At 68.0% G+C, this 24,951-nt stretch carries 20 protein-coding genes and 2 tRNA genes; 18 read left to right on the forward strand and 4 right to left on the reverse strand.

Annotation, left to right across the window (positions count from 1 at the left end; translation table 11 throughout):
- Positions 1 to 30 precede the first annotated feature (30 nt).
- Complete coding sequence (gene dnaJ, locus DFP85_RS17140) at positions 31 to 1,182, forward strand: molecular chaperone DnaJ (protein WP_133637642.1); 1,152 nt, start codon at positions 31 to 33, stop codon at positions 1,180 to 1,182.
- 75 nt (positions 1,183 to 1,257) lie between these two features.
- On the opposite strand, the gene DFP85_RS17145 is transcribed toward dnaJ, so the two are convergent.
- Together DFP85_RS17145 and corA are read right to left on the reverse strand one after the other, a co-directional pair.
- On the reverse strand, positions 1,258 to 2,202 hold the full coding sequence (locus tag DFP85_RS17145; protein WP_133637643.1) for an HNH endonuclease: 945 nt from the start codon (positions 2,200 to 2,202) through the stop codon (positions 1,258 to 1,260).
- 126 nt (positions 2,203 to 2,328) lie between these two features.
- The gene (gene corA / locus DFP85_RS17150) at positions 2,329 to 3,294 is read right to left on the reverse strand and encodes a magnesium/cobalt transporter CorA (RefSeq protein ID WP_133637644.1); all 966 of its coding nucleotides are present in this window, start codon (positions 3,292 to 3,294) and stop codon (positions 2,329 to 2,331) included.
- A 183-nt stretch (positions 3,295 to 3,477) separates the two neighbouring features.
- Between corA and DFP85_RS17155 the strand changes: the two genes are divergently transcribed.
- Positions 3,478 to 3,756 carry a DUF2218 domain-containing protein gene (locus DFP85_RS17155; protein WP_133637645.1) on the forward strand — a complete coding sequence of 93 codons (279 nt, stop codon included), beginning with the start codon at positions 3,478 to 3,480 and terminating at the stop codon, positions 3,754 to 3,756.
- Positions 3,753 to 4,658 (forward strand): DMT family transporter, encoded by a 906-nt coding sequence (locus tag DFP85_RS17160; protein ID WP_243737336.1) that lies wholly within the window; start codon positions 3,753 to 3,755, stop codon positions 4,656 to 4,658. Before DFP85_RS17155 ends, DFP85_RS17160 begins: the two co-directional genes overlap by 4 nt.
- Here DFP85_RS17160 and DFP85_RS17165 read toward each other — a convergent pair.
- Positions 4,655 to 6,601, reverse strand: coding sequence for an MBL fold metallo-hydrolase (locus DFP85_RS17165; protein WP_166644657.1), 1,947 nt, complete (start codon positions 6,599 to 6,601; stop codon positions 4,655 to 4,657). The two genes, DFP85_RS17160 and DFP85_RS17165, sit on opposite strands and share 4 nt — an antisense overlap.
- 123 nt (positions 6,602 to 6,724) lie before the next feature.
- On the opposite strand from DFP85_RS17165, the gene dapB reads away from it, so the two are divergent.
- The 4 genes from dapB to greA all read left to right on the forward strand — a co-directional run bounded on the left by dapB (position 6,725) and on the right by greA (position 12,902).
- A complete protein-coding gene (dapB, locus tag DFP85_RS17170; protein ID WP_133637647.1) occupies positions 6,725 to 7,531 on the forward strand; it encodes a 4-hydroxy-tetrahydrodipicolinate reductase in 807 nt (268 codons plus the stop codon).
- A 453-nt stretch (positions 7,532 to 7,984) separates the two neighbouring features.
- Positions 7,985 to 9,130 carry a glutamine-hydrolyzing carbamoyl-phosphate synthase small subunit gene (gene carA / locus DFP85_RS17175; RefSeq protein WP_208108542.1) on the forward strand — a complete coding sequence of 382 codons (1,146 nt, stop codon included), beginning with the start codon at positions 7,985 to 7,987 and terminating at the stop codon, positions 9,128 to 9,130.
- A 53-nt stretch (positions 9,131 to 9,183) separates the two neighbouring features.
- The gene (gene carB / locus DFP85_RS17180; RefSeq protein WP_133637649.1) at positions 9,184 to 12,429 is read left to right on the forward strand and encodes a carbamoyl-phosphate synthase large subunit; all 3,246 of its coding nucleotides are present in this window, start codon (positions 9,184 to 9,186) and stop codon (positions 12,427 to 12,429) included.
- A complete protein-coding gene (gene greA, locus DFP85_RS17185; protein WP_133637650.1) occupies positions 12,426 to 12,902 on the forward strand; it encodes a transcription elongation factor GreA in 477 nt (158 codons plus the stop codon). Before carB ends, greA begins: the two co-directional genes overlap by 4 nt.
- A gap of 149 nt (positions 12,903 to 13,051) precedes the next feature.
- Here the strand turns inward: greA and yhbY are convergent, their stop codons facing one another.
- On the reverse strand, positions 13,052 to 13,378 hold the full coding sequence (gene yhbY / locus DFP85_RS17190; protein ID WP_133637651.1) for a ribosome assembly RNA-binding protein YhbY: 327 nt from the start codon (positions 13,376 to 13,378) through the stop codon (positions 13,052 to 13,054).
- A gap of 193 nt (positions 13,379 to 13,571) precedes the next feature.
- On the opposite strand from yhbY, the gene rlmE reads away from it, so the two are divergent.
- The 11 genes from rlmE to infB all read left to right on the forward strand — a co-directional run bounded on the left by rlmE (position 13,572) and on the right by infB (position 24,936).
- Complete coding sequence (gene rlmE, locus DFP85_RS17195) at positions 13,572 to 14,237, forward strand: 23S rRNA (uridine(2552)-2'-O)-methyltransferase RlmE (protein ID WP_133637652.1); 666 nt, start codon at positions 13,572 to 13,574, stop codon at positions 14,235 to 14,237.
- 200 nt (positions 14,238 to 14,437) lie between these two features.
- Positions 14,438 to 16,402 (forward strand): ATP-dependent zinc metalloprotease FtsH, encoded by a 1,965-nt coding sequence (gene ftsH / locus DFP85_RS17200; RefSeq protein WP_133637653.1) that lies wholly within the window; start codon positions 14,438 to 14,440, stop codon positions 16,400 to 16,402.
- A gap of 66 nt (positions 16,403 to 16,468) precedes the next feature.
- Positions 16,469 to 17,332, forward strand: coding sequence for a dihydropteroate synthase (folP, locus tag DFP85_RS17205; RefSeq protein WP_481808279.1), 864 nt, complete (start codon positions 16,469 to 16,471; stop codon positions 17,330 to 17,332).
- Positions 17,325 to 18,674 (forward strand): phosphoglucosamine mutase, encoded by a 1,350-nt coding sequence (glmM, locus tag DFP85_RS17210; RefSeq protein ID WP_133637654.1) that lies wholly within the window; start codon positions 17,325 to 17,327, stop codon positions 18,672 to 18,674. Before folP ends, glmM begins: the two co-directional genes overlap by 8 nt.
- A 78-nt stretch (positions 18,675 to 18,752) precedes the next feature.
- A complete protein-coding gene (tpiA, locus tag DFP85_RS17215; RefSeq protein WP_133637655.1) occupies positions 18,753 to 19,502 on the forward strand; it encodes a triose-phosphate isomerase in 750 nt (249 codons plus the stop codon).
- 4 nt (positions 19,503 to 19,506) lie between these two features.
- Positions 19,507 to 19,866, forward strand: coding sequence for a preprotein translocase subunit SecG (gene secG / locus DFP85_RS17220; protein WP_133637656.1), 360 nt, complete (start codon positions 19,507 to 19,509; stop codon positions 19,864 to 19,866).
- 23 nt (positions 19,867 to 19,889) lie between these two features.
- A tRNA-Leu gene (locus DFP85_RS17225) sits at positions 19,890 to 19,976 on the forward strand.
- 111 nt (positions 19,977 to 20,087) lie between these two features.
- Positions 20,088 to 20,164: transfer RNA gene (locus DFP85_RS17230), tRNA-Met, on the forward strand.
- 217 nt (positions 20,165 to 20,381) lie between these two features.
- Positions 20,382 to 20,840: a ribosome maturation factor RimP gene (gene rimP / locus DFP85_RS17235; RefSeq protein ID WP_106232276.1), complete on the forward strand. Its 459-nt coding sequence runs from the start codon at positions 20,382 to 20,384 to the stop codon at positions 20,838 to 20,840.
- 43 nt (positions 20,841 to 20,883) lie between these two features.
- The gene (gene nusA, locus DFP85_RS17240) at positions 20,884 to 22,377 is read left to right on the forward strand and encodes a transcription termination factor NusA (RefSeq protein WP_133637657.1); all 1,494 of its coding nucleotides are present in this window, start codon (positions 20,884 to 20,886) and stop codon (positions 22,375 to 22,377) included.
- Positions 22,378 to 22,404: 27 nt separating this feature from the next.
- The gene (infB, locus tag DFP85_RS17245) at positions 22,405 to 24,936 is read left to right on the forward strand and encodes a translation initiation factor IF-2 (protein ID WP_133637658.1); all 2,532 of its coding nucleotides are present in this window, start codon (positions 22,405 to 22,407) and stop codon (positions 24,934 to 24,936) included.
- The last annotated feature ends 15 nt before the right edge of the window (positions 24,937 to 24,951 follow it).

Here is a 24,951-nt window from a genome sequence, read left to right on the forward strand (position 1 = left end):
CGCAGAGTCCCTACGGAGGCGGACAGACTCATGTCCAAGCGTGACTACTACGAAGTACTGGGCGTCGAGCGCGGTGCCGACCAGAAGGACATTAAGAAGGCCTACCGACGCCTCGCCCAGAAATTCCACCCGGACCGCAATCCGGAGGATGACACTGCGGCGGAGAAGTTCCGCGAGGTCTCGGAGGCCTACGAGGTCCTGAGCGACAGCGAGAAGCGTGCCGCCTACGACCAGTTCGGCCATGCCGGTGTCGACGAGCAGGCCGGTGGCTTCGGCGGGGGCGGCTTCGGCGGTGCCGGGGCCGGCGGCTTCAGCGACATCTTCGGCGACGTGTTCGGCGACATCTTCGGCGGGGGCGGCGGTCGCCGCCATCCCAACGCGCCGCAGCGCGGCAGCGACCTGCGCTACAACCTCGAGCTCGACCTCGAGGACGCCGTGGCCGGCACCAGCGTGGACATCCGCGTGCCGCGCCACATCGAGTGCGAGCGCTGTGACGGCGGCGGTGCCGAGCCGGGTTCCAGCAAGGAGACCTGCCCGACCTGTAACGGCATGGGCCAGGTACGCATGCAGCAGGGCTTCTTCGCCGTGCAGCAGACCTGCCCGACCTGCCACGGCAGCGGCCAGCACATCAAGGTGCCGTGCCACAAGTGCAACGGCGAGGGCCGGGTGCGCGAGACCCGCACCCTCTCGGTGAAGATCCCGGCCGGCGTGGATACCGGCGACCGCATCCGCCTCAACGGCGAGGGCGAGGCCGGCATCAACGGTGGCCCGCCCGGGGACCTCTACGTCCAGGTGGCGATCAAGCCGCACCACATCTTCCAGCGCGACGGCCGCCACCTGCAGTGCGAGGTGCCGATCAACTTCGTCGACGCCGCCCTCGGCGGTGAGCTGGAGGTGCCGACCCTGGACGGCCGGGTCAAGCTGAAGATCCCGCCCGAGACCCAGACCGGAAAGCTCTTCCGCCTGCGCGGCAAGGGGGTCAAGCCGGTACGTGGCGGCCCGCCGGGCGACCTCCTGTGCAAGGTCGTGGTCGAGACCCCGGTCAAGCTCAACGAGGAGCAGAAGGACCTGTTGCGCACCTTCCAGGACAGCCTGGGCGGCAGCAACGGCCATCACCACTCACCGAAGAAGTCGAGCTTCTTCGACGGTGTGAAGAAGTTCTTCGAGGACATGAAGCCGTAAGGGCAGTCCTGCGGAGAATGACAGGGCCCCGGTATCACACGATGCCGGGGCCCTGTCGCGTCTGGGCCGTGCCGGTCAGCGCTGCAGGTGGTCCATCCGCCATGCCAGCGCTTCGGACATCGGTTGCCATCGCGGATTTCTGGGCAGGACCAGGGGCTTGCCGTCGAGGCGGCAGAGCCAGTCGTTGTCGGGCACCAGGGCGTCTACCGCCGGGCTGACATGCCAGCGATGATCGGGGCCCGGGGCGATCAGGTGGTTGTCCATCGCCCAATGCAGGTTGGGCGTAAGCGCCAGGCCGTTTGTCGGGCGATCATCCTGGCTGACGCGGAAGGGAATCAGGTGGGCCGCTTCCACCAGGTAGCGGTAGTCCGGCGTGATATAGCGCAGCCGGCTGGCCGCACAGCGATAGTCGTAGGCATCCAGCACCAGGGTCCGAAAGGCCGCTGAGCGGGCGTACTGCTGGCTACTTTCCTGGAGGACTCCGGCCAGGTTTTCAGGCGCTTTCTCGTATTCGCTGCTGGCCAGCGCACACTCGAGATAGTCCGTCAGGCGTCTGAAGGCCTGAGGGTCGTCGGAAAGGTAGTGCTGGGTCAGGAGCGCACAGGCCTGGCGAGCAACCTGGGCATCCTGAAGGGCGGCGAACAGCTCTGCATCGAGGTGGGCCGAGGCAAAGCGCGCCAGCAGGTTATCCAGGGACTTCGGTTGGCCGAGCTGGTCCGAGAGTGAGGCCATCTCTGGCACATAATCCGGTGACCAGAGTGGCCCGGTGGGACCCTGGTCATTGCGCAGGTGCCAGAGGGGAAGCTGAGGATTGGCGGCGTGTCTGTTCCCTGTGGCGGCCTCATAAAGATCGTGGTAGCGGGCAAGCAGTCGCTTGTCGATGACCACTTCGGGCGCGCTGAAATGCCCCGACTGGATCTCGCAGATGAGGGCCAGCAGCAGGCACGGTTTGTTGGGCGCGGGACCGGTCTTGCGCTGCCCCACTCTGAGCCGTGTCAGGTACTCCAGCCGCGTATCCATTGCACTCCCTTTTGCGATTCCTGTGGCCGTTGCCCCGCGGCTTGATCCCCTCCGCCATGCCTTGCTCCTCAGGCATGAAGCTACCCTATATCACTCATGTGCTGGTGTGCAGTCCGATGGCCCTCGCTACAGCCAGCCGGCGCGCCGGAAGCGCCAGTAGAGCCACCCGCAGGCACTGCCCATCACCAGCAGTGCCAGGGGGTAGCCCAGGCGCCAGTCGAGCTCGGGCATGTGGGTGAAGTTTATTCCCCAGACCCCGGCGAGGATGGTGGCCACCGCGAAGATGGCGGCCCAGGCCGCCAGCCGCTTGTGCACCTCGCCCTCGTCGATCGCCACCATCGAGAGGTTCACCTGGATCGCGGTGATGGTCATCTCGCGGATGGTATCCACCGCCGACTCGATGCGATTGAGGTGGTCGTATACGTCGCGGAAATACTCCCGAGTCTTGCGGCACAGTGCCGGCACCCGGCCGCCGAACAGTTGGCTCGCCGCCTCGCCCAGGGGCATGGTGGCATGCTTGAGCCGCATGGTCTGGCGCTTGAGCTGGTAGAGGCGTTCCAGGCTCTGACGGGCCGATCCGCGGATGAAGATCTGGTCCTCGATGCTCTCGAGCTCGGCCTGCAAGGCCTCGACCACCGGGAAATAGCGGTCGACGATGGTGTCCATCAGGGCATAGATCACGAAGGCGGGGCCATGTTTGAGCAGCTTCGGCTCGTGCTCGCAGCGCTGGCGGACCTCGGTGAAGCCCCGGCCCGGGTGTAGGCGCACCGAGAGCACGTAACCCGGGCCGGCGAACACCGCCACCTGGCCGGTCTCCAGCTGGTCGTCACGCATCGTGACCATGTGCATGATCACGAACAGCGCCTCGCCATACTCCTCGAGCTTGGGGCGCTGGTGCCCGTTCAGGGCGTCCTCCACGGCCAGCTCGTGCAGGCCGAACACCGCCTGGAAGCGGGCCATCTCCTGCGCATCGGGCTCGTGCAGTGCCACCCACACGAAACGGTCGGGCTGGCCCAGGTAGCCGTCGATCTCGTCGGGCTTTATGTCTTGCAGGCGATGTCCCTTCTCGTAGGCCACGCAGTTGATGATCATTGCCGAGTTCTCCCGATCGGTGGTGGTGTCCTGTGCCACAGCATAGTGCCTGGGGGCGGGCACCTGTCTTGCCCCAGCCAGCGCACGTGGGATGCCGTGAAAAGGCGCCTCGGGAAAGGGGGTGGCGTTCATCGGGGCGCCGTCATAGGCTGGGATTTCACCCAACGAGACGCGGAGGCCGCCATGCCGATTTCACGAGCCGAGATTCCCGCCGAGGATGCCAAGGGGCTGGTCGAGCGCCTCTGCCGGGACTGGGCCGATGCCCAGCCGATCGACCGCGAGGAGACCCAGGCGCGGGTCACCTTCGACGAGGGCAGCTGCCTGCTACAGGCCGAGCCGGACCGGTTGATCGTGGCCGTCGAGACGCTGGATGACGAGACCCTGGACCGGCTCGAGGGCAAGGTGAACGCCGCGCTCGAGGGGCTGACGGGCGTGAGCCTGGAGATCGTCTGGGAAAATTGAGCGACGGCGTCTCGCCCCGCGCCGCCCATCTCGGCATGCTGCTGTGGGCGGCGCTGGTGGGGCTGTCGTTTCCCGCGGTGGGCGCGATGAGCGAGCTGCCGCCGTTCTCGCTCACCTCGCTGCGCTTCGTCATCGCCTGCAGCGGCCTGTGGTGGCTGGCCCGGCGCTCGCCGGACTTCCTCCCCGCCTGGCGGCGGCTCCCGCTCTATGCGCTGATGGGGCTCTGCCTGGCCGGCTTCTTCGGCGCCATGTTCTGGGCGGCGCACCATGCCACGGCCCTCTCCATGGCCACCCTCTTCGTCACGGTACCGCTGCTGGCCTTCCTGCTCGGGCTGGGCTTCGGCGTGGAACGGCTGGCCTGGCGCCTGCCGGCGATCCTGGCGCTGGGGGCGGCGGGGGCGCTGGGCCTGGCCTTTGCCGAATCCCTGGCGAAGGGCGGTCGCCTGCAGTTCGGCATCGGCGAGGCGGTGTTCTTCCTGGGGTGTCTCTCCACGGCGCTCTATCCGGTGCTCAGCAAGTGGGGGCTGTCGACCGGGCGCCTGCCGGCGTCGGCGGCGGTGCGCACCTTCTGGAGCCTGGGCCTGGGCGCGGTGCTGATCGGGCTGCTGGGGCTGGCCGTCGAGCCGGTGGCGCGCCTGGCCACCATGAGCGGGCGGGACCTGCTGCTGCTGGTCTACCTGGGGCTCTTCTCCACGGCCCTGACCTTCTGGCTCCTGCAGCGCGCTACCTCGGCGCTCACCCCGGGGGCGGTCACCGCCTACAGCTACCTGGTGCCCTTCGTCTCCATGCTGCTGCTCTTCGTCCGCGAGCCCGAGCGGGTCGGCTGGGTCTGGCTGCCGGGCAGCCTGCTGGTGATCGTGGCGATCGCGCTGCTGCTGCGTAACGGCCGGGCGGCCGGCTAGCCGGCCTCCTCCTTCCCCGCGGGTTCGTCGGCTGCCTCGCCGGGAAAGGCCAGGCGAATCTCGTCGTGCAGGCGGCGGGTATCGGTGATGTGGCGGCGCGAGAAGTGGAAGGGCACCAGGCGTGCCACCCCGGCCGCCGCGGCGATCTCGCCACAGGCCCGGGCGGTCAGGTGGCCGGTACGCCGGGCCTGCTCCGCCTCGGCCGCCAGGAAGGGGGCCTCGCAGAAGAGCACCCGGGCACCCCAGGCCAGGGCGACCAGGCGCCGGCGGTTCTCCGCGGTGTCGCCGAGGTCGGTGGCATAGACCAGCCGTTCCCCCGGCCGGGTCAGCAGCAGGGCCTGTGCCAGGCTGGCGGCGCTCCGGGTGGTGCCGTCCGGCAGCCGGATGCGGGCCTCTCCCTCGCCCGCCAGGACATGATGCTTGAGCGTGCCGAGCCAGGGGCCCGGCGGCCAGCCATGGGCCTCCAGCCGCTCCTTGCGCACCGCCACCTGCCGTTCGGGCTCCAGGGCAAAGGCCAGCACCGGCGTGCCGTGGTCGAGGGTGGTGGCCCGCACGCGAAAGCCGAGCTCCTCGTGCAGCAGGCCACCGGGGGCCGGGCGCGCGGGCAGGGGGGTGGGGCGCGTCTCGCCGGCGACGATCCGCCAGCGTACGAGGCGCTCGCCATGCAGCTCGCCGACCTCGAAGCGGGGCGCCTTCTCGGCGACCCGGTCCCAGAGGATGCCGCTCACCAGCCCCTGCAGGTGCTCCGCCAGCCCCGGCGGGCCGTAGAGCCGGCAGGGTGGGTACTCGCCGATGCGCGAGCGCAGCAGCCACAGGAAGCCGCCGATGTGGTCGAAGTGGGCGTGGCTGATGAAGACGTCGCTGACCTGGTGGGCGAGACGCGCCGGCAGGCGGCCGGGGTCGCCCAGGTCGAACAGCAGGCTGCGCGACTGGTGGCGCAGCCGCAGGTGCAGCAGCGGGTCGCCGAAGACGCCGTTGACCAGTGTCGCGGTGAAAGTGCCGAGATCGGCCCGGGGGCGCGGGCCGTCGCGGCTCTCCAGGGGCGCGGGGGTGTCGTCCAGCCCGGGCGTCTCCGGGGCGGTTGCGTGGGGCAGGGCGGTGCCCAGCTGGCCGTCGCGGCCGCGGCGAGCATCGCGCACCACCAGGGAATGGGGCGTGCCGGCAAGCGGCGGCGTGCGAATCCGCAGCCGCTCACCCTCCAGCGCCAGGATCTCGCCGAGCCCCAGGGTGTCGCCCCGGGCATCGAGCAGTCCCACCTGGCGCCCCGCCCAGGCCTCGGGGGCGCTGCGCGGCGGGGTGGTACCGGTCAGGGAAAGCGAGGGCAGCTCGAGTACGGCCTCGTGGGCCTGCACCAGCCAGGCGTCCCAGTCGTCGCTGCGCCGCGCGCGGCGCCAGCGCTTTCCGGGATGGCGGGCGTGCGGGGCCGGCGCCAGGGTGACGCTCTCCCGACCCAGGGCGCGACACTCCTCGTGCAGCGGGAAGGGCGCCGCTTCTGCCGCCAGCACCAGCAGGGCACCGACGCCTGCGGCCTGTGCCAGCGCCGGCAGCAGCTCGGCCCCGGCAGCGCCGCGTACCACCCCCGGGGCGTCCAGCAGCAGGGTGCCGGCGGGGGCCTGCTCGGCCAGCCGTCGCACCGCCTGCACCAGCGGCAACCGGAAACGGGCGGCATCCAGGGTGGCCAGCGCGGCGATCGCTTCCAGCCGCCACTCCCCGGCTTCCCAGCGGCCCAGGCAGGCCGCACCGGGTGGCCCGATGCCGGGCAGTCCCGGGTCGGCGCTCAGGCAGTGGCATGCCTGGCCCCGGGCGGCCAGGGTCGCCGCGGCGGCGCGCACCAGGGTGCTCTTGCCGCTGCCCGGCGCGCCGGCCACCAGCACGCGCTCATGGCGCTGCAGCAGGGCCAGCAGGGGGTGGTCCGCGGGGAGGTGCTCGGTCGGTGCAGGCATGTTGATGGCCCTCGGCATCGATATGCCCAGTGTGGGGGGATTGCCGAGGGGCGGCCACCCCGGTCGGGTGGCCTCTGGTATACTGCCGCCCATTCCGCAGCCATCGAATTCGCAGGAGTCCGCATGACCCGTATCGCCATCGTCGGCGTCGCCGGCCGCATGGGCCGCACCCTGGTCAACGCCGTGCAGCAGGATGCCGGGGCTACCCTGGCCGGCGGCATCGTCGAGCCCGGAAGCTCCCTGGTGGGCGCCGATATCGGCGAGCTGGCGGGGGTCGGCAAGCTGGGCGTGGCCGCCGTGGATTCACTCGAGGCCATCGTCGACGACATCGATGTGCTGATCGACTTCACCGCGCCGCAGGTGACGCTGGCCAACCTGGCCTTCTGCGCCGAGCACGGCAAGCGCATCGTCATCGGCACCACCGGCCTGAACGACGAGGAGCTCGCCGCGCTGGACGCCTTCCGCGACCGGGTGCCGATGGTCTTCGCGCCGAACATGAGCGTGGGAGTGAACCTGACGCTGAAGCTGCTCGAGACGGCGGCGAAGGCGCTGGGCGACGAGGGCTACGACATCGAGGTGATCGAGGCCCACCACCGCCACAAGGTGGATGCCCCCTCCGGCACGGCGCTGAAGATGGGCGAGGTGGTGGCCGAGAGCCTGGGGCGCACCCTCAAGGAGCATGGCGTCTTCGCCCGGGAGGGCCAGTGCGGGCCGCGCAGTGACAAGGAGATCGGCTTCGCCACCGTGCGTGCCGGTGACATCGTCGGCGAGCACACCGTGATGTTCGCCACCGAGGGCGAGCGCATCGAGATCACCCACAAGGCCTCGAGCCGCATGACCTTCGCCAAGGGCGCGGTGCGTGCCGCGCGCTGGGTGACCGGGCAGGCCAACGGCCGCTACTCGATGCAGGATGTGCTTGGGCTGGAGTGATGGCACTTGTGGGAGCCGTGCTTGCACGGCGATGTGATGCCCTCCGCCTATCGCGCTGCAAGCAGCGCTCCCACAAATTGATGGCCTCCGCCTTTCGTCGTGCAAATCGAAGCGTCGAACCGACGACTCCCGCAAAGCCCACCGCAGGCTATGGCGTGACATGGCCCCTTGGCAGCCCAGTATCGATGGCCCGCTCGGGGGTAGCCGCCGGGCACCATTTCCTGTAATATCCCCAAAATTTTGGCCGGGCGCGCGGGCAAACAGCCCTCTCGAGCGCTTGTTGCTTCGGCCCAGGCATTCCGAGCGAATGACAACAAGCGGGATGAAACCGGTCTTACATCGGGTTTCGTCCCGCTTTTTTACGGGCCGGCCACCCGGGGCCCGGCCATGGCCCCGCAGTATTCCTTGACGAGCTGTCTCGATAGCTCTCTATACACCTGGGAGGACGTTGCATTGAACAGACCCGCGATACTGGCCCTGGAAGACGGCAGTGTATTCCACGGCACGGCCATCGGTGCCGATGGACAAACCAGCGGTGAGGTGGTGTTCAATACGGCCATGACCGGTTACCAGGAAATCCTGACCGACCCCTCCTACACCCGTCAGATCGTCACCCTCACCTATCCGCACATCGGCAATACCGGCGTCAATGCCGAGGACGTCGAGTCCGGCGCCATCGCCGCCGCCGGCCTGGTGATCCGTGACCTCCCCCTGCTGGCCAGCAGCTTCCGCAGTGAACAGACGCTCTCCGACTACCTCAAGGGCCAGAACGTGCTGGGCATCGCCGACATCGATACCCGCCGCCTGACCCGCATCCTGCGCGACAAGGGCGCCCAGAACGGCGCGATCCTGGCGGGTGGCGAGGCCGAGGGCGACGATGCCGTGGAGCGGGCACTGGCCGCGGCCCGCGCCTTCCCGGGCCTCAAGGGCATGGACCTGGCCAAGGTGGTCTCCTGCCAGACCCCCTACGAGTGGAGCGAGGGCGAGTGGGCCCTGGGCAAGGGGTACGCCGATACCACCCAGGGTGAACGTCCCTACCACGTGGTCGCCTACGACTACGGCGTCAAGCGCAACATCCTGCGCATGCTCGCCTCCCGCGGCTGCCGCCTCACCGTGGTGCCGGCCCAGACCCCGGCCGCCGAGGTGCTGGCCATGGCCCCCGATGGCGTCTTCCTGGCCAACGGGCCCGGCGACCCCGAGCCCTGCGACTACGCCATCAAGGCGATCCAGGAGCTCCTCGAGACCGGGATCCCGGTGTTCGGCATCTGCCTGGGCCACCAGCTGCTGGCGCTGGCCAGCGGGGCGAAGACGGTGAAGATGAATCACGGCCACCACGGCGCCAACCACCCGGTGCAGGACCTCGATACCGGCCGCGTGATGATCACCAGCCAGAACCATGGTTTCGCCGCCGACGAGGCGAGCCTGCCGGCCAACCTGCGGGCCACCCACCGCTCGCTGTTCGACGGCACCCTGCAGGGCGTCGAGCGCACCGACCGCCCGGCCTTCAGCTTCCAGGGCCACCCCGAGGCGAGCCCGGGGCCGCGCGACGTGTCGCCGCTGTTCGACCGCTTCGTCACCATGATGAAGGAACGCCGCTAGGCAGCATCGCTCTCCATCAGACCGTCATTCATCGATTAGCCGCGGGAACCGTCATGCCCAAGCGTACCGACATCCAGAGCATCCTGATCATTGGTGCTGGCCCCATCGTCATCGGCCAGGCCTGCGAATTCGACTACTCCGGCGCCCAGGCCTGCAAGGCGCTGCGCGAGGAGGGTTACCGGGTCATCCTGGTCAACTCCAACCCGGCCACCATCATGACCGACCCGGTGATGGCCGACGCCACCTACATCGAGCCGATCACCTGGCAGGCGGTGGAGAAGATCATCGAGGCCGAGCGCCCGGATGCCGTGCTGCCGACCATGGGCGGCCAGACGGCGCTCAACTGCGCCCTGGACCTGGACAAGCACGGCGTGCTGACGAAGTACGGCGTGGAGATGATCGGCGCCAACGCCGATGCCATCAACAAGGCCGAGGACCGCGACCTCTTCGACCAGGCCATGAAGCGCATCGGCCTGGAGTGTCCCAAGGCCGAGGTGGCGCACAGCATGGAAGAGGCCTGGCGGATCCAGGCGTCGCTGGGCTTCCCGGTGATCATCCGCCCCTCCTACACCATGGGTGGCTCCGGCGGCGGCGTGGCCTACAACAAGGAGGAGTTCGAGGAGATCTGCACCCGCGGCTTCGAGCTCTCCAACAACCACGAGCTCTTGATCGACGAGTCGCTGCTGGGCTGGAAGGAGTACGAGATGGAGGTCGTCCGTGATCGGAACGACAACTGCATCATCGTCTGCGCCATCGAGAACTTCGACCCCATGGGCGTGCACACCGGCGACTCCATCACCGTGGCCCCGGCCCAGACGCTGACCGACAAGGAATACCAGATCATGCGCGACGCCTCGCTGGCGGTGCTGCGCGAGATCGGCGTCGAGACCGGCGGTTCCAACGTGCAGTTCGGCGTCGACCCCGACACCGGGCGCGTGGTGGTCATCGAGATGAACCCGCGGGTGTCGCGCTCCTCGGCGCTGGCCTCCAAGGCCACCGGCTTCCCGATCGCCAAGATCGCCGCCAAGCTGGCGGTGGGCTACACCCTGGACGAGCTTTCGAACGACATCACCGGCGGGCGCACCCCGGCCTCCTTCGAGCCTTCCATCGACTACGTCGTAACCAAGATCCCGCGCTTCACCTTCGAGAAGTTCCCCCAGGCCAACGATCGCCTGACCACCCAGATGAAGTCGGTGGGCGAGGTGATGGCCATCGGTCGCACCTTCCAGGAGTCGCTGCAGAAGGCGCTGCGTGGCCTGGAGACCGGCAACGACGGCCTCGACCCCAAGTTTCCCGAGTTCAAGCCCGGCGAGTTCAGCGACGAGGCCATGGCGCACATCAAGGGCGAGCTGCAGGCCGCCGGTGCCGAGCGCATCTTCTTCGTCGCCGACGCCATGCGCGCCGGGATGAGCGTCGACGAGGTCTTCGCGCTGACCAACATCGACCGCTGGTACCTGGTGCAGATCGAGGACCTGGTGGCCACCGAGGCCGAGGTGGCGCGTCGCTCGCTCTCCGAGTTCACTCCCCGCGAGCTGTTCGCCCTCAAGCGCAAGGGCTTCTCGGATGCCCGCCTGGCGAGCCTGCTGGGGGTCGCCGAGAAGGAGTTCCGCCGCACCCGCCAGCAGGCCGGCATTCGCCCGGTCTACAAGCGGGTCGACACCTGTGCCGCGGAGTTCGCCTCGGACACCGCCTACATGTACTCGACCTACGAGGAGGAGTGCGAGGCGGAGGTCTCCGACCGCCAGAAGATCATGGTGCTGGGTGGCGGGCCCAACCGCATCGGCCAGGGCATCGAGTTCGACTACTGCTGCGTCCATGCCGCCTTCGCCATGCACGACGACGGCTATGAGACCATCATGGTCAACTGCAACCCGGAGACCGTCTCCACCGACTACGACACCAGTGACCGCCTCTACTTCGAGCCGGTGACCCTGGAGGACGTGCTGGAGATCGCCGACAAGGAGCAGCCGGTCGGCGTGATCGTGCAGTTCGGCGGCCAGACCCCGCTGAAGCTCGCCCGCGAGCTCGAGGCCGCCGGCGTGCCGATCATCGGCACCACCCCGGACGCCATCGACCGCGCCGAGGACCGCGAGCGCTTCCAGCAGATGATCGACAAGCTGGGCCTCAAGCAGCCGCCCAACGCCACCGCGCGCAGCTTCGAGGAGGCCTTCGCCAAGGCCGAGGCGATCGGCTATCCGCTGGTGGTGCGTCCCAGCTACGTGCTGGGCGGACGCGCCATGGAGATCGTCTACGACGCCTCTGAGCTGGAGAACTACATGACCCACGCGGTCAAGGTCTCCAACGACTCCCCGGTGCTGCTCGACCACTTCCTCAATGCCGCCATCGAGATCGACATCGACGCGGTCAGCGACGGGGCCGAGGTGGTGATCGGCGGCATCATGCAGCACATCGAGCAGGCCGGCGTACACTCCGGCGATTCCGCCTGCTCGCTGCCGCCCTACTCGCTGCCCGCCGAGGTGCAGGACGCGATGCGCGAGCAGGTCCGGCAGATGGCCGTGGAGCTCGGCGTCAAGGGCCTGATGAACGTCCAGCTGGCCTGGCAGGACGGCGAGATCTACGTCATCGAGGTCAACCCGCGCGCCTCGCGCACCGTGCCTTTCGTCTCCAAGTGCATCGGCACCTCGCTTGCCCAGATCGCCGCGCGCTGCATGGCCGGCACCAGCCTGGCCGAGCAGGGCTTCACCCGCGAGATCGTGCCGCACTTCTTCAGCGTCAAGGAGGCGGTCTTCCCGTTCAACAAGTTCCCGGGGGTCGACCCGATCCTCTCCCCGGAGATGAAGTCCACCGGCGAGGTGATGGGCAGTGGCGACACCTTCGCCGAGGCCTTCTACAAGGCGCAGCTCGGCGCCGGCGAGGCGATCCCGCCACTCGAGGGCGAGCGCAAGGCGTTCCTCTCGGTGCGTGACCCGGACAAGGCGGGAGTTATCGAGGTGGCCCGTTCTCTGGTAACCTTGGGGTTCACTCTGTGCGCGACCCGTGGCACGGCGGAGGCCCTTGAGGCCGCCGACCTGCCGGTGGAGATCGTCAACAAGGTCTATGAGGGCCGTCCGCATATCGTCGATCTGCTCAAGAACGACGAGGTCGCCTATATCGTCAACACCACCGAGGGCCGCCAGGCCATCAATGACTCCTCGGTGATCCGCCGCACTGCACTCGCCCGCAAGGTTCCCTATGCCACCACCCTGGCAGGGGCCAATGCCGTTTGCATGGCGCTCGAGTACGGCAATGCCATTACCGTGCGGCGGCTACAGGAACTGCATGCAGGAGCTACGCAATGAACAAGGTCCCGATGACCGTCGCCGGTGAGAAGCGGCTTCGCAAGGAGCTGGAGGAGCTCAAGGGCGAGGCGCGGCCGAGGGTGATTGCCGCCATCGCCGAGGCTCGCGAGCACGGCGACCTGAAGGAGAACGCCGAGTACCATGCGGCCCGCGAGCAGCAGGGGTTCATCGAGGGGCGCATCCAGGAGATCGAGGGCAAGCTCTCCAACGCCCAGGTGATCGACGTCACCAAGCTGCCCCAGACCGGCAAGGTGATCTTCGGCGTGACCGTGGGGCTGATCAACCTGGAGACCGACGACGAGGTGACCTACCGCATCGTCGGCGAGGACGAGGCCGACATCAAGGCCGGCCGCATCTCGGTGACCTCGCCCATCGCTCGTGCCCTGATCGGCAAGGAGGAGGGCGACGTGGTGGTGGTGCGCACCCCCGGCGGCGAGGTCGAGTACGAGATCTCCAGCGTCGAGCACCTGTAGCCCTTCGGGCAGCGACAAGCTACAAGGATCAAGCTACAAGAAAGCCCCGCAGGCGAATGCCTGCGGGGCTTCTTCATCTCTGCAAGACGGCAAGCTGTGCTTGCTCCTTGCTCCTTGCTCCTTGCTCCTTGCTCCTCGCGCGAAGCGCGTCAGCGCCGCCCGTGGTGATTCTCGAAGCGCGTGATGTTGGAGAGCTTCGGGTTGGCCCGGGGGTTGTGGCGGTAGAGCAGGGCCATCTTGCCGATCTTCTGTACCAGCTCGGCGCCGCTCGCCGCGACCAGCTCGTCGAGCATGGCGGCGCGGTCATCGCGGTCGGGCAGGGCGAGCTTGACCTTGACCAGCTCATGGTCGCCCAGGGCGCGGTCGAGCTCGGCGAGGACCCCCTCGGAGGCCCCGTTCTCGGAGACGGTGACCACGGGGTCGAGGTGGTGGCCGATGCTGCGGAATGCTCTCTTTTGTGCCTGTGACAAGCTCATGGTATCTTGCTTCTTCCCGGTTGGCGCGCAGCGCACATGGTACGGTGAAACGCCGCGTGGCGAAAGCTCGCCGCCCTGTCTCCGCATGTTTCCTTCGACCGGTCCCGCAGGTCAGCACCCCGTCGTACCTCCACCAGGTCTTACCGGAATCCGCTCGACTGCCTGTCATTCATGGTCATTCACAGGTGATGCCGTGGCACGTTCCAACGCTTCCCGCTCCAAGGGCGCTGCCGGCAAGGCGCCGGCCAGCAAGACCAGCAAGGGCTGGCTGAAGGAGCACTTCGACGACCGCTTCGTGCAGCAGAGCTGGCAGGACGGCTATCGCAGCCGCGCCAGCTACAAGCTGCTGGCGCTTGACGAGAAGGACCGCCTGCTGCGTCGCGGAATGACGGTGATCGACCTAGGCGCCGCCCCGGGCGGCTGGAGCCAGGTGGCCGCCGAGAAGGTCGGCTCCGAAGGGGTGGTGATCGCCTCCGACATCCTCGAGATGGATGCCCTGGCGGATGTCGACTTCATCCAGGGCGACTTCACCGAGGAGCGCGTGCTCGAGGAAATCCTCGCCGCCCTCGGTGACCGGCCGGTAGACCTTGTGATGTCCGACATGGCCCCCAACATGAGTGGGATGGCGGCCATCGACCAGCCCCAGGCGATGTACCTCGTCGAGCTGGCGCTGGACCTGGCGCGCCAGACGCTCTCGCCCGGCGGCACCTTCCTGGCCAAGGTGTTCCAGGGTGAGGGGTTCGATGCCTTTCTCAAGGAGCTGCGCGGCAGCTTCACGCGGGTGGTGACCCGCAAGCCGGAGGCCTCCCGGGCACGCTCCCGCGAGGTCTACCTGCTGGCGGAAGGGTTTCGCGGCTGAGGCACGTCCTCGGCCGCACACGGGGCGCGGCTGTGATAGGCCGCGCCTAACGGGCCGATTGCCGGACAGGACGCCGCGACTGTGTCACAGTGGCGGCAGTTTCCCGCTCCGGCCGTAGGCTGGCTGAACATGTGCCGCTCATGTAGTGTCGAAGGACCAGGCATTTTCGGCCGACAGATTCTTGCAATGAGGGTAGTCCCTTGAACGACATGGCGAAGAACCTGATTCTGTGGTTGGTCATCGCGGCAGTGCTGCTGACGGTGTTCAACAACTTCAGCGTCGACAGCTCACCGCAGGCGATGAACTACTCCCAGTTCGTCCAGCAGGTGCAGAACGAGCAGATCCGCAGCGTGACCATCGATGGCTACACCGTCACCGGTGAACGCACGGACGGGTCCCAGTTCCGGACCATCCGCCCGGCGGCGGAGGATCCCAAGCTGATGGATGACCTGCTCGCCAATAACGTCACCGTGGTGGGCAAGGAGCCCGAGCAGCAGAGCCTGTGGATGCGCCTGCTGATCGCCAGCTTCCCGATCTTGCTGATCCTCGCCATCTTCATGTTCTTCATGCGCCAGATGCAGGGCGGTGGGGCCGGCAAGGGCGGGCCGATGAGCTTCGGCAAGTCCAAGGCCAAGCTGCTCTCCCAGGACCAGATCAAGACCACCTTCGCCGATGTCGCCGGCTGCGACGAGGCCAAGGAGGAGGTCGAGGAGCTGGTCGACTTCCTGCGCGACCCGACCAAGTTCCAGCGCCTGGGCGGTACCATTCCGCGCGGCGTGCTGATGGTGGGCCCGCCGGGCACCGGCAAGACCCTGCTCGCCAAGTCCATCGCCGGCGAGGCCAAGGTGCCGTTCTTCTCGATCTCCGGTTCCGACTTCGTCGAGATGTTCGTCGGCGTGGGCGCCTCCCGCGTGCGTGACATGTTCGAGCAGGCCAAGAAGCAGGCGCCCTGCATCATCTTCATCGACGAGATCGACGCCGTGGGCCGCTCGCGCGGTGCCGGCATGGGCGGCGGCAACGACGAGCGCGAGCAGACCCTCAACCAGCTGCTGGTCGAGATGGACGGCTTCGAGGCCAACGAAGGCATCATCGTCATCGCCGCCACCAACCGTCCCGACGTGCTCGACCCCGCGCTGCTGCGCCCGGGCCGCTTCGACCGCCAGGTGGTGGTGCCGCTGCCGGACATCCGCGGCCGCGAGCACATCCTCAACGTGCACCTGCGCAAGGTGCCGCTGGCCGACGACGTCAAGCCGTCGCTGATCGCCCGCGGCACCCCGGGCTTCTCCGGCGCCGACCTGGCCAACCTAGTCAACGAGGCCGCGCTCTTCGCCGCACGGCGCAACAAGCGCCTGGTGAGCATGGAAGAGCTCGACATGGCCAAGGACAAGATCATGATGGGCGCCGAGCGCAAGTCCATGGTCATGACCGACAAGGAGAAGCTCAACACCGCCTACCACGAGTCGGGCCACGCCATCATCGGCCTGGTGATGCCGGAGCACGACCCGGTCTACAAGGTGACCATCATCCCCCGCGGCCGGGCGCTGGGCGTGACCATGTTCCTGCCGGAGGAGGATCGCTACAGCCTCTCGCGCCAGCAGATCATCAGCCAGATCTGCTCGCTGTTCGGCGGCCGCATCGCCGAGGAGATGACGCTGGGGCCGAACGGTGTCACCACCGGCGCCTCCAACGACATCAAGCGGGCCACCGAGCTGGCGCACAACATGGTCGCCAAGTGGGGCCTCTCCGAGGAGATGGGGCCGATCATGTACGACGAGGACGAGTCCCACCAGTTCCTCGGCGGGCCCGGCCAGGGTGGCAAGCTCAAGTCCGGCGAGACCACCTCCAAGCTGGACAAGGAGGTGCGCAAGATCATCGACGGCTGCTACGACCAGGCCAAGAAGATCCTCGAGGAGAATCGCGACAAGCTCGACGCCATGGCCGAGGCGCTGATGAAGTACGAGACCATCGACTCCCATCAGCTCAAGGACATCATGGAAGGGCGGGATCCGCGGCCCCCCGAGGGCTGGGACGATCCGAGCAGCGGCGCCCCCTCGGGCGGCGAGCCGCGCCCCGAGCCGGCCCCGGAGTCGAGCGACGATGCCGAGGACGACGAGACGCCCAGGCGTCGACCCTCCGACCCGCTGGGAGGTCCGGCCGGCAGCTGAGGCCGTCCGCCAAGCAACCACAGGCGCCCTGCGGGGCGCCTTTGCCGTTCGACCGACAGGAAGACGATGGATACCCGAACACCGACGCATCTGCCGTGTGGCCGGCACCGGCTCGACCTCTCCTTTCCCCGCATCATGGGGATCCTCAACGTTACCCCCGACTCCTTCTCCGACGGCGGCCGCCATGCGGTGCCGGATGACGCCCTGCGTCATGCCGAACGGATGCTGGCCGAGGGGGCCGCGATCATCGACGTGGGCGGCGAGTCCACGCGGCCCGGTGCCGAGCCGGTCTCGGTCCAGCAGGAGCTGGACCGGGTGGTGCCGGTGGTGGAGGCCCTGGTGCGCGAGTTCGATGCCCTGGTCTCGGTGGATACCAGCACCCCCGAGGTGATGCAGGCGACGGCCCAGGCCGGCGCCTGCATGATCAACGACGTGCGCAATCTGCGCCGCGAGGGGGCGCTCTCGGCGGCGGTCGCCAGCGGGCTGCCGGTATGCCTGATGCACATGGTCGGCGAGCCCGGCGACATGCAGGACGACCCGCGCTACGACGTGCCGGTGGAGGAGGCCGTGGCCGCCTTCCTGAGCGAACGGGTGGCGGCCTGCGAGGCGGCCGGCCTGCGACGCGAACGCATGCTGCTCGACCCGGGCTTCGGCTTCGCCAAGACGGTGGAGCACAACCTGCGCCTGCTCAGGCACATGGACCGCCTGGAGGCGCTCGGGCTGCCGCTGCTGGTGGGCATGTCGCGCAAGAGCATGATCGGCAAGGTGCTGGGGCGGCCGGTGGAGGAGCGCCTCTCCGGCGGCCTGGCGCTCTCCGCCATGGCGGTGGAGCGCGGCGCCCGCATCCTGCGCGTCCACGACGTGGGGCCCCACGTGGACGCGGTGAACATGACCTGGGCCGTACTCGAGGAAGGCAGGACGCATGACTAGACGCTATTTCGGCACCGATGGCATTCGCGGCACCGTGGGGGAGTCCCCCATCACCGCGGACTTCATGCTCAAGCTGGGCTGGGCCACCGGCCGGGTGCTGACCCGGGAGAAGGGGCGTGCCCGGGTGATGATCGGCAAGGACACGCGGATCTCCGGCTACATGTTCGAGTCGGCCCTGGAGTCCGGGCTCTCCGCCGCCGGCGTCGACGTCATGCTGCTGGGGCCCATGCCGACGCCGGCCATCGCCTACCTGACGCGCACCTTCCGCGCCGACGCCGGCATCGTCATCTCGGCCTCCCACAATCCCTTCCAGGACAACGGCATCAAGTTCTTCTCCGCCGCCGGCACCAAGCTGGCCGACGAGGTCGAGGCGCGCATCGAGGCCATGCTCGAGGAGCCTCTGACCACCGTGGCGCCGGATCGCCTGGGCAAGGCGATGCGGGTCGACGACGCCCCCGGCCGCTACATCGAGTTCTGCAAGTCCACCATTCCCGATCGGGTCAGCCTGCACGGGCTGAAGATGGTCGTCGACTGCGCCCACGGCGCCACCTATCACATCGCCCCCAGCGTGTTTCGCGAGATGGGTGCCGAGGTCAGCCTGATCGGCGCCACCCCGGACGGCCTCAACATCAACCAGGAAGTGGGCTCGACTCACCCCGCCGCGCTGCGGGCGGCGGTGATCCAGCAGGGGGCCGACCTCGGGGTGGCCTTCGACGGCGACGGCGACCGGGTGCTGCTGGTGGATGCCGACGGTCGCGAGATCGACGGCGACGACATCCTCTACCTGATCGCCAGGGATCGCCATGCCCGGGGGGAGCTGGGCGGTGGCGTGGTGGGGACCCTGATGTCCAACTTCGGCCTGGCGGCCGCCATGGAGGAGCTCGAGATCCCCTTCGAGCGCGCCAAGGTGGGCGACCGCTACGTCATGGAGCGGCTGGCGACCCACGGCTGGCAGCTGGGTGGCGAGTCCTCCGGCCATATCGTCTGCGGTCACGTGCAGACCACCGGCGACGGCATCGTCTCGGCACTGCAGGTACTGGCGATCATGGTCCGCGAGCAGCAGTCGCTGGGTCGCCTGCTGGCCGGCCTGCAGAAGGCTCCCCAGGCGCTGGTCAACGTGCGCCTGACCCCGGGCAGCGATGCCAAGGCGCTGCTGGAGCAGGCCTCCCTCAGGCAGGCGGTGAGCAGCCTGGAGGCGGAACTCGGCGACCAGGGGCGCGTGCTGCTGCGGGCCTCGGGTACCGAGCCGCTGATCCGCGTGATGGTCGAGGGGCGTCCCCACCTGGACGTCGATGCCCTGGCGCGTCGCCTGGCCGACGACGTCCAGGCGCTGCTCGGCTGATCGGAGGCGGTCAGGGCCCGGTTGTCTTGACCGGGCCCCTCCTATACCATTTCGCACCACCTTGAAAGAGGACCCCCCATGCGCATGCCGCTGATCGCCGGTAACTGGAAGATGAACGGCTCCCTGGCCCTGGTCGAGGAGTTCGGCCGGGCCTTCGCCGACGTCTCCCTGCCCGTGAGCGTCGAGGTGGCGCTGATGGTGCCCTTTCCCTTCCTGGACGCGGCGGGCCGGGCGCTCGGCGAGACGTCGGTGACGGTCGGCGCCCAGACGCTCAGCGACCAACCCTCGGGGGCCTTCACCGGCGAGGTCAGCGCGGCGATGCTGCGCGAGTGCGGCGCCCGGCTGGTGCTCGTCGGCCACTCCGAGCGCCGCACCCTGTTCGGCGAGGATGATGCCGCGGTGCTGGCGCGGGTCAAGGCGGCCCTCTCCGAGGAGCTCACGCCGGTGCTGTGCGTCGGCGAGACCCTCGAGGAGCGAGAGGCCGAGCGCACCGAGGCGGTGGTGCTGGGCCAGGTCGAGGCGGTGTTCGACGCCCTCGATGCGGCCGAGCGCGCCCGCCTGGTGGTCGCCTATGAGCCCGTCTGGGCCATCGGCACCGGCCGCACGGCGAGCCCCGAGCAGGCCCAGGCGGTGCACGCGGCCATCCGCGGGTGCCTGGCGCGCTACGACGCCGGCCTGGCCGACGGCATGCGTCTGCTGTACGGCGGCAGCATGAAGGCGGATAATGCCGCCGAGCTGCTCGCCCAGCCCGATATCGACGGCGGCCTGGTGGGCGGTGCCTCGCTCAAGGTCGACGATTTCCTAGCCATTTGTCAGTCAGCAGGTTGAATCCATGCAAGTTGCCATTCTCATGACCCACGTGGCGATCGCCATCGCCCTGGTCGTCCTGATCCTGCTGCAGCAGGGCAAGGGCGCCGAAGCCGGTGCCGCCTTCGGTGGCGGTGCCTCCCAGACCGTGTTCGGCTCGCGGGGCAGCGGCAGCTTCCTGGCGAAGTTCACCGGGCTGCTGGCCGTGGCCTTCTTCGCCACGTCCCTGACCCTGGCCTGGTTCGCCTCCCAGGCGGGCGAGGCGCCGGAGGCCGGCATTCCCGATGCCGAGCTGATCGAGCAGCAGAATGCCGTGCCGACCCTTGACGATGCCGGTGGGGATGTGGATAATACGGCGCCAGCGCTGGAGGAAAGCGGCGACTGACGTCGTCATCCAGCCTCCCCGATGCCGAAGTGGTGGAATTGGTAGACACGCTATCTTGAGGGGGTAGTGACCTTACGGTCGTGCGGGTTCAAGTCCCGCCTTCGGCACCATATGCGAAGCGCTCGACGCAGTCGTCGGGGCTTCGAAGCAGGATTGGCAGTATGCGGTGTTGCCGCTTGACGAAGTCGTCATGCGGGCTTACAATCACCGGCCTAGATTGATGCGGGGTGGAGCAGTCTGGTAGCTCGTCGGGCTCATAACCCGAAGGTCATCGGTTCAAATCCGGTCCCCGCTACCATCTTCCTGGCAGGCATGCAGAGGTTAGAGGGGCATGCCAGAGAGCCGAAGTGGTATACAGGTTTCTTGTGAAAGCCCCTTCCTGTGAAGGGGCTTTTTGTTAGCAGCTTGCCGGCCGGAGACGGCGGCGCTGCTCCGGGCAACGCCAATCAGCCACCTGACTCTTCTCTTCACTCCCGGCCAGGTGCCTGATGCAACGGCTGTAGGAGCTTTCTTCCGTGGCAATCAAGGATGCTGCGCTGCATGCGCTGATCGAGCCGGTGGTCTCCGCCATGGGGTTCGAGCTATGGGGCATCGATCATCTGTCCCAGGGCAAACATTCCCGCCTGGTGATCTATATCGATCATGAGGACGGGGTGAGCGTGGACGATTGCGCCGACGTCAGCCGCCAGGTCAGTGCGGTGCTCGATGTCGAGGACCCGGTGCCCGGCGAGTACCGGCTGGAAGTCTCCTCGCCGGGCATGGACCGGCCGCTGTTCACCCTCGAGCAGTTCGAGCGCTACGCCGGTCATGTGGTGGCCGTGAAGCTGCGCCTGCCCTTCGACGGGCGGCGCAAGTTCCAGGGGTTGCTGGCCGGGGTCGAGAGCGACGAGGTACTGCTGCAGATTGACGGCGAGGAGTATTGCTTTCCCATCGAGGGCATCGATCAGGCGCGGGTCGTCCCGCAGTTCACGTGATGGGCTCGGTGCATAAGGACAGGTTCACTGGCGAGGCTAAGGCATGAGTAAAGAAATTCTGGCGGTCGTCGACGCGATCTCCAACGAGAAGGGGGTCAACCGCGAGGTGATCTTCGAGGCCGTCGAGGCGGCCCTGGCCAGTGCATCGCGCAAGCGCTTCGAGGACGAGGAAGCCAGCGTGCGCGTGCACATCGACCGCGAGACCGGCGACTACGAGACGTTCCGTCGCTGGGAGGTGGTCGAGGACGATGACTTCGACGGGCCCGATGCCCAGATCAAGCTCTCCTTCGCCGAGCGCCGTGACCCGCCCCTGGGGCTGGGCGACGTGGTCGAGGAGCGCATCGAGAACGCCTCCTTCGGCCGGATCGCCGCCCAGACCGCCAAGCAGGTCATCGTGCAGAAGGTGCGCGAGGCCGAGCGGGCCGAGGTGGTACGCCAGTATGCCGAGCGCGAGGGCGAGCTGGTCGCCGGCATCGTCAAGAAGACGACACGCGACGGCCTGATCATCGACCTGGGCGAGAATGCCGAGGCCTTCCTGCCGCGCAGCGAGATGATCCCCGGCGAGCGCTACCGCATGAACGAGCGGGTCCGCGCGCTGCTCACCAAGGTCGACCCCGAGGCGCGCGGCGCCCAGTTGATCCTGTCGCGCACCTGTCCGGAGCTGATCATCGAGCTGTTCAGCATCGAGGTGCCGGAGATCGCCGAGCAGCTCATCGAGATCAAGGGCGCGGCACGCGACCCGGGCTCGCGGGCCAAGATCGCGGTCAAGACCAACGACCGGCGCATCGACCCGGTGGGGGCCTGCGTGGGCATGCGCGGCTCGCGGGTGCAGGCGGTCTCCTCGGAGCTGCAGAATGAGCGCGTGGACATCGTGCTGTGGGACGACAACCCCGCCCAGCTGGTGATCAACGCCATGGCGCCCGCGGATGTCGCCTCGATCCTCGTCGACGAGGAGGCCCACGCCATGGACGTGGCCGTCGCCGAGGACAACCTGGCCCAGGCCATCGGCCGCAGTGGCCAGAACGTGCGCCTGGCCTCCGAGCTCACCGGATGGCGTCTCAACGTCATGACCGAGGAGGAGGCCGAGGACAAGCGCGATCAGGAGATCGACAGCCTGGTCGAGCATTTCATCCAGCATCTGGACATCGACGAGGATGTGGCGCGCCTGCTGGTGGAGGAGGGCTTTACCTCCCTGGAGGAGGTCGCCTACGTGCCGGTCGAGGAGATGCTGGAGATCGAGGAGTTCGACGAGGAGCTCATCGAGGAGCTGCGCGCTCGTGCCAAGGACGAACTGCTGAACCTGGCCATCGCCTCCGAGGAGGAGCTCGATGGTGCCCAGCCGGCCGACGACCTGCTGGAGATGGACGGTATGGAGCGCCACCTGGCCTTCATCCTGGCCAGTCGAGACATTGTCACCATGGAGGACCTGGCCGAGCAGTCCGTCGATGACCTGCTGGACATCGAGGGAATCGACGAGGAGCGCGCCGCGGCACTGATCATGACTGCCCGTGCGCCATGGTTCGAGAACGAACAGTAAACGGGTCACGGGCTGAGGAGGGTCGTAATGTCAGAAATGACCGTTAAGGATTTTGCAGCGAAGGTGGGGCGCGACGTGCCCCGCCTGCTGGAGCAGATGAAGGAAGCCGGGCTCGGTCAGAAGTCCGAGAGTGATGCCGTGTCCGAGGAGGACAAGCGGCAGCTGCTCGACTATCTCACCAAGAGCCACGGCGGCAGCGGCGCGGGGGCGAAGAACCGCATCACCCTGACGCGCAAGACGCGCAGCCGCATCAAGACCGGTGAGCGGGGCAAGAGCATCGAGGTGCAGGTGCGCAAGAAGCGCACCTACGTCAAGCGCGAGGAAGAGAAGCCCGCCGAGGAGCCGCAGGCCCAGGATCACGGGCCGCGCCAGCTGGTGGGCGACATGGCCGATTCCCAGCAGGCCCAGGCCGCCAAGGATGCCCGCGAGGCCGAAGAAGCCCAGGCGCGTGCCGCCGAGGAGTCCGCCCGCGAGGCCGCGGCCAAGCTCGAGGCCGAGAAGGCCGCCGCCGAGCCCGAGATTCCGGTGCCGGAGCTCGACACCGCCCAGCCCGCGGAGGAGCCCCCGGCGCCGCCCAAGGAGGGACGTCCCGAGCCGCGCCGCGCCGCGGTCAAGAAGGCGACCACCAAGGCCGGCGCCGGCAAGAAGGGCCGTGGCGAGCGTGACGATGACGATCGCGGTGACCGCGAGGAGCGTCGCCGTGGCGGCAAGAAGGCCAAGCGCGCCGAGCGTCGTGGTGGCCGCCGCGGTGGTGCCAGCCAGGGCGGTGGCGGCAAGCACGGCTTCCAGAAGCCGACCCAGCCGATCGTCCGCGAGGTCTCCATCCCCGAGTCGATCAGCGTTGCCGACCTGGCCGACAAGATGTCGATCAAGGCCAACGAGGTCATCAAGGCCATGTTCACCATGGGCGCGGCGGTGACCATCAACCAGACCATCGACCAGGACACCGCGGCCATCGTGGTCGAGGAGATGGGCCACAAGCCCAAGCTGGTCAAGGACGATGCGCTGGAGACCGAGGTCCTCGAGGGCATCTCCTACGAGGGCGAGGAGATCACCCGCTCGCCGGTGGTCACGGTCATGGGTCACGTCGACCACGGCAAGACCTCGCTGCTCGACTACATCCGCAAGGCCAAGGTGGCGACCGGCGAAGCCGGCGGCATCACCCAGCATATCGGTGCCTACCACGTCGAAGACGACCACGGTGGCGTGACCTTCCTGGATACCCCGGGCCACGCGGCGTTCACCGCCATGCGTGCCCGCGGTGCCAAGGCCACCGACGTGGTGGTGCTGGTGGTGGCCGCCGATGACGGCGTCATGCCCCAGACCATCGAGGCGATCGAGCACTCCAAGGCCGCCGAAGTACCGATGGTGGTCGCGGTCAACAAGATCGACAAGTCGGGCGCGGATCCGGACCGGGTCAAGAACGAGCTCTCCCAGCACGGCGTGATCTCCGAGGAGTGGGGCGGCGACACCCAGTTCGTGCACGTCTCCGCCCACACCGGCGAGGGCATCGAGGAGTTGCTGGAAGCCATCCAGCTGGTCTCCGAGGTACTCGAGCTCAAGGCGGTCCCCGAGGCGCCCGGCAAGGGCGTGGTGGTCGAGTCGCGCCTGGACAAGGGCCGCGGCCCGGTGGCCACGGTGCTGGTCCAGAACGGTACCCTGAAGAAGGGTGACATCGTGCTGGCCGGCCTGCACTACGGCCGTGTCCGCGCGCTGACCAACGAGCTGGGCAAGCAGGTCGACGAGGCCGGTCCCTCCACCCCGGTGGAGATCCAGGGCCTGGACGGCACCCCCGAGGCGGGCGACGACTTCATGGTGCTGGCCGACGAGAAGAAGGCCCGCGAGGTCGCCAACTTCCGTCAGGGCAAGTACCGCGAGGTGCGCCTGGCGCGCCAGCAGAAGGCCAAGCTGGAGAACATGTTCAGCCAGATGGGCCAGGACGTGGCGGCCAAGCTCAACATCGTGCTCAAGGCCGACGTCCAGGGTTCCCTGGAAGCGATCAAGGGCGCCCTGGAAGAGCTCTCCACCGACGAGGTGGAAGTGGCCGTGGTCTCCTCCGGCGTGGGCGGCATCACCGGTACCGATGCCAACCTGGCGCTGGCCAGTGACGCCATCGTGGTCGGCTTCAACGTGCGTGCCGACGCCGCGGCTCGCGAGATCATCGAGCGTGAAGGGCTGGACCTGCGCTATTACAGCGTCATCTACCAGCTGATCGACGAGGTCAAGCAGGCCATGAGCGGCATGCTGGCGCCGGAGTGGAAGGAAGAGATCGTCGGCGTGGCCGAGGTCCGCGACGTCTTCCGCGCACCCAAGATCGGTGCCGTGGCCGGCTGCATGGTGGTCGAGGGCAGCGTCTTCCGTAACAAGAAGATCCGCGTGCTGCGCGACAACGTGGTGATCTACGAGGGCGAGCTCGAGTCCCTGCGCCGCTTCAAGGACGACGTCCAGGAAGTGCGCAACGGCATGGAGTGCGGCATCGGCGTGAAGAACTACAACGATGTCCAGGTCGGCGACAAGATCGAGGTCTTCGATCAGGTCAAGGTCGAGCGGACCCTCTAAGGGCTCGAGGAGTCG

Origin of the sequence: Halomonas ventosae (genome assembly GCF_004363555.1) — a bacterium.
In the GTDB taxonomy this organism is placed as follows: domain Bacteria; phylum Pseudomonadota; class Gammaproteobacteria; order Pseudomonadales; family Halomonadaceae; genus Halomonas; species Halomonas ventosae.

What these genes read in the sequence shown, in the direction of transcription:
- DFP85_RS17155 (WP_133637645.1), top strand. Translation starts at nt 3,478, where the DNA reads ATGCCGATTTCACGAGCCGAGATTCCCGCCGAGGATGCCAAGGGGCTG.
- glmM (WP_133637654.1), top strand. Translation starts at nt 17,325, where the DNA reads ATGACTAGACGCTATTTCGGCACCGATGGCATTCGCGGCACCGTGGGG.
- secG (WP_133637656.1), top strand. Translation starts at nt 19,507, where the DNA reads ATGCAAGTTGCCATTCTCATGACCCACGTGGCGATCGCCATCGCCCTG.
- corA (WP_133637644.1), bottom strand. Translation starts at nt 3,294, where the DNA reads ATGATCATCAACTGCGTGGCCTACGAGAAGGGACATCGCCTGCAAGAC.
- folP (WP_481808279.1), top strand. Translation starts at nt 16,469, where the DNA reads ATGGATACCCGAACACCGACGCATCTGCCGTGTGGCCGGCACCGGCTC.
- carB (WP_133637649.1), top strand. Translation starts at nt 9,184, where the DNA reads ATGCCCAAGCGTACCGACATCCAGAGCATCCTGATCATTGGTGCTGGC.
- dapB (WP_133637647.1), top strand. Translation starts at nt 6,725, where the DNA reads ATGACCCGTATCGCCATCGTCGGCGTCGCCGGCCGCATGGGCCGCACC.
- yhbY (WP_133637651.1), bottom strand. Translation starts at nt 13,378, where the DNA reads ATGAGCTTGTCACAGGCACAAAAGAGAGCATTCCGCAGCATCGGCCAC.
- tpiA (WP_133637655.1), top strand. Translation starts at nt 18,753, where the DNA reads ATGCGCATGCCGCTGATCGCCGGTAACTGGAAGATGAACGGCTCCCTG.
- DFP85_RS17165 (WP_166644657.1), bottom strand. Translation starts at nt 6,601, where the DNA reads ATGCCTGCACCGACCGAGCACCTCCCCGCGGACCACCCCCTGCTGGCC.
- dnaJ (WP_133637642.1), top strand. Translation starts at nt 31, where the DNA reads ATGTCCAAGCGTGACTACTACGAAGTACTGGGCGTCGAGCGCGGTGCC.
- nusA (WP_133637657.1), top strand. Translation starts at nt 20,884, where the DNA reads ATGAGTAAAGAAATTCTGGCGGTCGTCGACGCGATCTCCAACGAGAAG.
- greA (WP_133637650.1), top strand. Translation starts at nt 12,426, where the DNA reads ATGAACAAGGTCCCGATGACCGTCGCCGGTGAGAAGCGGCTTCGCAAG.
- infB (WP_133637658.1), top strand. Translation starts at nt 22,405, where the DNA reads ATGTCAGAAATGACCGTTAAGGATTTTGCAGCGAAGGTGGGGCGCGAC.
- DFP85_RS17145 (WP_133637643.1), bottom strand. Translation starts at nt 2,202, where the DNA reads ATGGATACGCGGCTGGAGTACCTGACACGGCTCAGAGTGGGGCAGCGC.